General features: G+C 53.7%; 5 protein-coding genes. 4 read left to right on the top strand and 1 reads right to left on the bottom strand.

The features are described from left to right. Window positions 1-389: 389 nt before the first annotated feature. On the bottom strand, window positions 390-2,420 hold the full coding sequence (locus tag PHE17_RS12445; protein ID WP_301016185.1) for a class I SAM-dependent DNA methyltransferase: 2,031 nt from the start codon (window positions 2,418-2,420) through the stop codon (window positions 390-392). 146 nt (window positions 2,421-2,566) lie between these two features. Here PHE17_RS12445 and PHE17_RS12440 point away from each other — a divergent pair, with 146 nt between their 5' ends. From PHE17_RS12440 to ilvC, 4 genes are all read left to right on the top strand, one after another. Further along, complete coding sequence (locus PHE17_RS12440) at window positions 2,567-3,718, top strand: hypothetical protein (RefSeq protein ID WP_301016184.1); 1,152 nt, start codon at window positions 2,567-2,569, stop codon at window positions 3,716-3,718. A 126-nt stretch (window positions 3,719-3,844) separates the two neighbouring features. Then, entirely contained in the window at window positions 3,845-5,545 is a 1,701-nt protein-coding gene (gene ilvB, locus PHE17_RS12435; protein WP_301016183.1) for a biosynthetic-type acetolactate synthase large subunit, read from the top strand. A gap of 8 nt (window positions 5,546-5,553) precedes the next feature. Continuing rightward, window positions 5,554-6,048, top strand: coding sequence for an acetolactate synthase small subunit (ilvN, locus tag PHE17_RS12430; protein ID WP_301016182.1), 495 nt, complete (start codon window positions 5,554-5,556; stop codon window positions 6,046-6,048). A gap of 39 nt (window positions 6,049-6,087) precedes the next feature. Then, entirely contained in the window at window positions 6,088-7,104 is a 1,017-nt protein-coding gene (gene ilvC / locus PHE17_RS12425) for a ketol-acid reductoisomerase (protein ID WP_301016187.1), read from the top strand. Window positions 7,105-7,180 lie beyond the last annotated feature (76 nt).

Raw genomic sequence — 7,180 nt, 5'->3', positions numbered from 1 at the left:
TGCAGTGGCAGAAAACCTCCGCTTGTGGATGCTGTTTTTATGGCCTCCAAACTTAATCGCTAAGGCAAATGGCAATGTCACCTTGCTGCTGAAAACCGCTGATTAGGAAAATTGTCGTGTACAGAGGCCCTACACTTAACGAGGGGGAAATATGTTTGAGTCGTTTGACGCGCCAATCCGTGGGCATCTCACCGAGCCATTCGATGCCGGAGTCTTTGTATTCGGGGTACGGTTGATATGCGGCTGTCATAAGATCACCTTTGGTATTTCACAAGAACCCTCACCCCCCAGCCCCCTCTCCCAGAGGTAGAGGGGGAGCAAGAACCTGTTTTTCTTAGCCCCTCTACCTCTGGGAGAGGGGTTGGGGTGAGGGTCTTCATGCATCAACCTCATGAATGCACCTCCCGCAACAACGCCATAATCTCCGCCGAAACCGCATCCAAATCAGCATCAATCTCGGTAAGATCACGCGGCGGCTGATAGACGTAGAAATGCCGGTTAAACGGGATTTCATAACCAACCAGACCGACTTCATTATCCTTGGGATCGCGCTTGCTGCTGTCAATCCACGCATCCGCAACGTGCGGCAACACTTCCCGCCGGAAATAGGCATCAACCAGCGCATCGACGGGTTGTGACGGGTCAAGCGCCACGTTTTCATAATCACGCAAGTCGCTATCGGCTTCATACTCGACCGCTCTGTCATCCACAGCAAACAGGCCATATAGCGGATTTGGCTCAGTGTTTTTGTGCCGTCTCTTGATGACCTTTGTCGCCGCCGGATTCTTCCAACTCACCGCCGCCCGAATCTGTTTCTTTTCCGCTGCATCCAGCCGGATGTTCAAATCCAGAGTTGCCCGCGTCAGCACCGCTTCGTAAGTGTTCATGTCATCGCATTGCGCCGTGCCAATCTGCGCCTGCAACTGGCGGACTTTCAGCAAGGTGCTGGCAACACTGAGCGTGGCAAGGCGTTCATCACTGAACTGGAACGACTCGCGCAACGGACGCTCGACCGTAATGCGCCGATAGCCAAACGCATGGGTAGGGAAAATCTTACTCCTATCCACCGTTTCAAACGCGCCGAAACAGCGGGTAATGGTGCGGATGTCGTCTTCGCTCATTTCATTGCGCTTGCTGCCCAGCGACTTGCGCATTTTGCCGTACAGGTTCACCCCGTTGATGAGCTGCACCTTGCCCTTGCGTGTCGCCGCCTTTTTATTGGACAGCACCCACACATAAGTGGCAATCCCGGTGTTGTAAAACATATCGGTCGGCAGCGCGACAATCGCTTCCAGCAAATCGGCTTCGAGAATGTAGCGGCGGATTTCGGATTCGCCCGACCCTGCCCCGCCGGTAAACAGCGGCGAACCGTTGAGGATAATGCCGATACGCCCACCGCCGGACTTGGCATCGCGCAACTTGCTGATCAGGTGCAGCAAAAACAGCAGCGAACCATCCGACACACGCGGCAAGCCCGCCCCAAAGCGCCCCGCATAACCGCGTGCCGCCTCTTTCCTGATGTCGCCTTCGATCTTTTTCCAGTCCACCCCAAACGGCGGATTGGACAGCATGTAGTCAAAGCGGTCAGCAAACAATTGGTCGTTGGAAAGCGTATTGCCCAGCTTGATATTGCCGACCGCCTGCCCCTTAATCAGCATATCGGCCTTGCAGATGGCGTAACTTTCCGGGTTCAGCTCCTGCCCATACGGCACAAGCCGCGCACTGGGGTTGAGTTCATACAGGTATTCCATGCCCGACGACAAAAAGCCGCCCGTGCCAGCAGTCGGGTCGTAAATGGTGCGGATCACCGCATCGCCGCTCAGCGCGTCATCGTCTTCCATGAACACCAGCGCGGTGGTCAGGCGCACAATGTCACGCGGGGTGAAATGCTCCCCAGCCGTTTCATTCGAGCTTTCCGCAAACCGCCGGATCAGTTCCTCAAACACCAGCCCCATGTCGTGGTTGGAAACGGCGGCAGGGCTTAAATCGGTCGCCCGCACCTTCTGCACCACCTTGTACAACAGGTTGGCATCATTAAGCTGCCCGACGAATTCCGCAACGTTGAAGTACTCGAAAATTTCGCGGACATCACGGGAAAAGCCCTGCAAATAGCTTTCTAGATTGGCCTTGATCCCTGCTTCGCCCAGCTTGCCCAAATCCATTTTCGAGGTATTGAAAAACGCCAGACCGCTGGCACGCAGCAGCAGCTTTTCCTGAGCTTCTTCCGGCAATTTCAGGGCTTTGACGCGCTCGTGTTCCGCCAGCACCTTATCCTTGCTCGCTGCCAGCACACATTCCATGCGGCGTAACAGGGTGAACGGCAGGATAATGCGCCCGTATTGGGACTGTTTGAAATCGCCGCGCAGCAGGTCAGCGATTGACCAGCAGTAGGCGGCGAGGTTGTTGGCGGTTTGGCTCATTCGGGTATCTTTAGGGTTAACGGTTTGGGCAAGCAGCTAGGGGAAAGAGTTTACCGCAAACAAGCCTGCCACGTATTGCCCGAAGCTGGACAAAACGCGCTGTCACACGCCACAATTACCCTGCACAAACAACACTAAGTACCTATATGTATAACGTCCGTGACCACATCCAAGCCAGCCTTGGTCATTTCCGTATGGAAGGCTACTGGTTCCGCTACAGCAGTTTCGTGCCGCGCTTGTACAATTGGTGCAAGCAACTGGGCTTTGAAGTGGGCAAGATCATGCCGTCACGGGCATTCTGTTCCGACGAAAGCCAAGGCTACCCAATCATTTTACTGGCGAAACATTTCGGTACATTCCCGTTCAACCACGGGCGCGTGGGTGGCATCATGGCTTGTGACCGCCACGGCCCGCACGCGCACCATGGCGAAGATTTGGTCATTGTGCATTCCAGCCACGTCGGTTACGACCCGGAAACCTGCCAGTTTGGTACGTATCGGCGTTCGCAGACAGCGCATGATGAATGCTCCAGCAACTGCGGTAAAATTCACGGCACGCTCAATTGGTATCTGAAGGAATACGATTTCGCCCGCAACAATGTTTTCATCGAAATGCGCAACGGGCAATGCCATCTGACCATCGACAATCAGTACTTGTCCCGCAGCCGCGAACGCAGTCTGGTGCTGAACCTAAACAAGATGGTGCAATACCAAACGGATGGTGAAATGGTGCCAATTTCAATCCAAAGCACTTCGCGCACCTTCTATGCCACCGAAGATTTCACTGCCGACATGCGCTGGTTTTTTGCGGAAGGGGGTGGCAGACAACCCATCGGTGATGCGCTGCTGCCGGAATATTTCACTTACCACACTGACCTCAGCGAAGACCATGATGGAACCCGCCAACTGGAGCAAAACCTGATCGGTGCAATGCCGTGGATTGTGACCTCTGCCGAGCCAATGCTGACCGCTGCACAAGCGAATACGCAGGCCGAATTCGACCGTGCCTACCGCAGCATTTCGCAGGAAAAAGCCTACCGGGGGCGCAATCTGGTGTATGTCACCGGGTTGCATGTCGACATTTCCCCGGCGGATGGGCAGGTATTCCCACTGACCAAATTCATCCCGTGGGCCGCGTATGTGCAATTGAAAAGCGGTGAACGTTACATTCTGGAACAGGAAGCATTGTTCGAGCGCCTCAATGGTTGCAGCCAGATCAACCCTGACCAGATTGCCCTAGATGATGTCATCCAGTTGATGGAAGAGGCGCAGGAAATACACTTGCACCTGCCGTCATGATGACGCCCCCACCGCCCGACACCAGAAAAAACCCATAGTCACACGCTTTTTGGGGTGTAATCCCTGAATAATTCGTATTATGATGCGAGTCTTTTCCTTCGCCATTAGCGATTTACGGAGTTTAGAGTGGAACTGACCGGTGCCGAGATATTCGTCGAGTGTCTTAAGGAAGAAGGGGTTGAAACTATCTTCGGTTATCCCGGAGGTGCTGTCCTGTTCATCTATGACGCGCTGTACAAACAGCAGGACAAAATCAACCATATTCTGGTAAGACATGAACAAGGGGCTGTACATGCAGCCGAGGGTTATGCCAAAGCAACCAACAAGCCGGGCGTAGCGCTGGTGACATCCGGGCCGGGTGCAACCAACGCAGTGACTGGTATTGCGGATGCGTACATGGACTCTGTGCCTTTGGTGGTATTCACCGGGCAAGTGCCGCGTGCGTTGATTGGCAATGATGCATTCCAAGAAGTCGACATTGTGGGCATTACCCGCCCCTGCGTGAAACATAACTTCTTGGTCACGGATGTAAGAGAGCTTGCCACAACCATCAAGAAGGCATTCTATATTGCCAGCACAGGCCGCCCTGGCCCGGTTCTGGTCGACATCCCCAAAGACATTACAGTGGCACGTTGTGAATTCCATTATCCCAAGGAAATCACCATGCGCTCCTACAACCCGACCTACAAAGGCAACAAGCGCCAAGTCCGCCGTGCGGTTGACCTGATGTTGGAAGCCAAGCGCCCGGTACTGTATACCGGCGGTGGTGTTGTACTGTCTGGGGCTGCGCATGAATTGACCGAGATGACCCGTGAATTGGGCTTCCCGATCACCGAAACCCTGATGGGCTTGGGCGCTTACCCGTCAATGGATAAGCAATTCATCGGAATGCTGGGGATGCACGGCACGTATGAAGCCAACCATGCCATGCACAAAGCCGATCTGGTCATTGCCATTGGCGCACGTTTCGACGACCGCGTTACCGGCAATGTAGACAAGTTCTGCCCAGATGCACGCATCATCCACATTGACATTGACCCTGCATCCATTTCCAAGAACGTGCATGTCGATGTGCCTATCGTTGGCGATGTGAAACACGTCATCATCGACCTGCTGGAAGAACTCCGCAGCCGTACTGAGCGCCCCGATCCGGCGGCACTCGCGGTATGGTGGAACCAGATCAACGAATGGCGCAAAGTCAACTGCATGAAATACACGCAGGAACCGGAAGGCCCGATCCGTGCGCAATACGTCATCGACAAGTTGTGGGAACTCACTGGCGGCGAAGCGTATGTTGCTTCCGACGTAGGCCAGCACCAAATGTGGGCAGCGCAATTCTACAAGTTCAACAAACCGAACCGCTGGATCAACTCCGGGGGCTTAGGGACAATGGGCTTTGGCTTGCCTGCCGCAATGGGCGTGCAATTGGCTTACCCGGACGAAACCGTAGCCTGCATCACAGGTGACGGCAGCATCCAGATGTGTATCCAAGAATTGGCAACCTGCCTGCAATACCGCCTGCCGATCAAGGTTATCACCCTGAACAACGGCTACCTCGGCATGGTGCGCCAGTGGCAAGAATTCTTCTACCAAAAGCGTTACGCCATGTCGACGATGGATACCCAACCCGATTTCGTCAAACTGGCAGAAGCCTACGGGCACGTCGGGATGCGCATCGAAAATCCGGCTGACGTGGAAGGTGCACTGAAAGAAGCCTTGGCGATGAAAGACCGGCTGGTCTTCATGGATTTCGTCACGGCGCAAGAAGGCAACGTTTACCCGATGGTTCCAGCCGGTGCTGGGCATAACGAAATGATTCTGGTGTAGGTGACAAAATGCGGCATGTAATTTCCATCCTGATGGAGAATGAAGCGGGCGCGTTGTCGCGTGTTGCTGGGTTATTCTCCGCACGGGGTTATAATATTGAATCCCTGACAGTTGCACCGACCGATGATGCGACCCTTTCGCGCCTGACGCTGGTGACACGCGGCAGCGATGAAATCGTTGAACAGATCGTCAAGCAATTGAACAAGTTGATTGATGTGGTGAAGGTCATGGATCTTTCCCAGTATTCACACATCGAACGCGAAATGATGTTCGTCAAAGTCGGGGTAGAGAAAAATTCTGCCTGCGAAGCGGTCAAACGCCTGTCAGACATCTTCCGTGGAAACATCATCGACGTGACGGATAAAACCTACACGATTGAATTGACGGGCGACAGCAGCAAGCTGGATGCCTTCGTCAATGCGTTGAAGGAATTCCGTATCCTTGAAGTGGTACGTTCCGGCAGCATGGGCATTGCCCGTGGCGAAGCAGCTTTACGCGCTTAATTAAGTATTTGATTGATTTAAGGTAACATTCTCATGGCACTGAATATGTATTACGATAAAGACACAGACCTTTCCATCATCCGTGGTAAGAAAGTGTCCATCATTGGCTACGGCTCCCAAGGCCATGCCCACGCTTGCAACCTGAAAGACTCTGGTGTTGATGTCACTGTTGGCTTGCGTGTTGGCTCCCCTACCGTTGCCAAAGCCCAAGGCGCTGGCCTGAAAGTCGCGTCTGTTGCTGATGCAGTTGCTTCCGCCGATGTGATCATGATCCTGACCCCGGACGAGTTCCAAAGCCAACTGTACAAGCAAGAAATCGAGCCAAACCTGAAAAAAGGTGCAACGCTGGCATTCGCCCACGGTTTCGCTATCCATTACAACCAAATCGTGCCACGCGCTGATTTGGACGTGATCATGATCGCACCAAAAGCACCGGGCCACACTGTGCGTTCCGAATTCGTGCGCGGCGGCGGTATCCCTGACCTGATCGCGGTCTTCCAAGACGCTTCTGGCAAAGCCAAAGACGTGGCTCTGTCTTACGCTTCTGCTATCGGCGGCGGTCGTACTGGCATCATCGAAACCACCTTCAAAGACGAAACCGAAACCGACCTGTTCGGCGAACAAGCGGTTCTGTGCGGTGGCGCAGTTGAACTGGTGAAAATGGGCTTTGAAACCCTGACTGAAGCCGGTTATGAACCTGAAATGGCTTACTTTGAATGCTTGCACGAACTCAAACTGATCGTTGACCTGATGTTTGAAGGCGGCATTGCCAACATGAACTACTCCATTTCCAACAACGCGGAATACGGTGAGTACGTGACTGGCCCGAAAGTCATCAATGAACAGTCCCGTGCAGCCATGCGTGAAGCGCTCAAGCGCATCCAAACTGGCGAATACGCTAAGCAATTCATCCTGGAAGGGATGTCCAACTACCCATCCATGACTGCTTACCGCCGTAACAATGCAGCGCACCCTATCGAAGTGACAGGTGGCAAACTGCGAGCATTGATGCCTTGGATCACCGCTAACAAGCTGGTCGACAAGAGCAAAAACTGATTACTGGAAACCCCGGTAACAATAAAAGGGCGCGTTTATCGCGCCCTTTTTCGTGTTGGTCATAGATGGTACAGCA

The organism is Thiothrix sp. (assembly GCF_028714775.1).
Lineage (GTDB): Bacteria > Pseudomonadota > Gammaproteobacteria > Thiotrichales > Thiotrichaceae > Thiothrix.
This window is presented reverse-complemented; position numbering and strand designations above follow the sequence as displayed.

What these genes read in the sequence shown, in the direction of transcription:
- PHE17_RS12445 (WP_301016185.1), bottom strand. Translation starts at nt 2,420, where the DNA reads ATGAGCCAAACCGCCAACAACCTCGCCGCCTACTGCTGGTCAATCGCT.
- PHE17_RS12440 (WP_301016184.1), top strand. Translation starts at nt 2,567, where the DNA reads ATGTATAACGTCCGTGACCACATCCAAGCCAGCCTTGGTCATTTCCGT.
- ilvN (WP_301016182.1), top strand. Translation starts at nt 5,554, where the DNA reads ATGCGGCATGTAATTTCCATCCTGATGGAGAATGAAGCGGGCGCGTTG.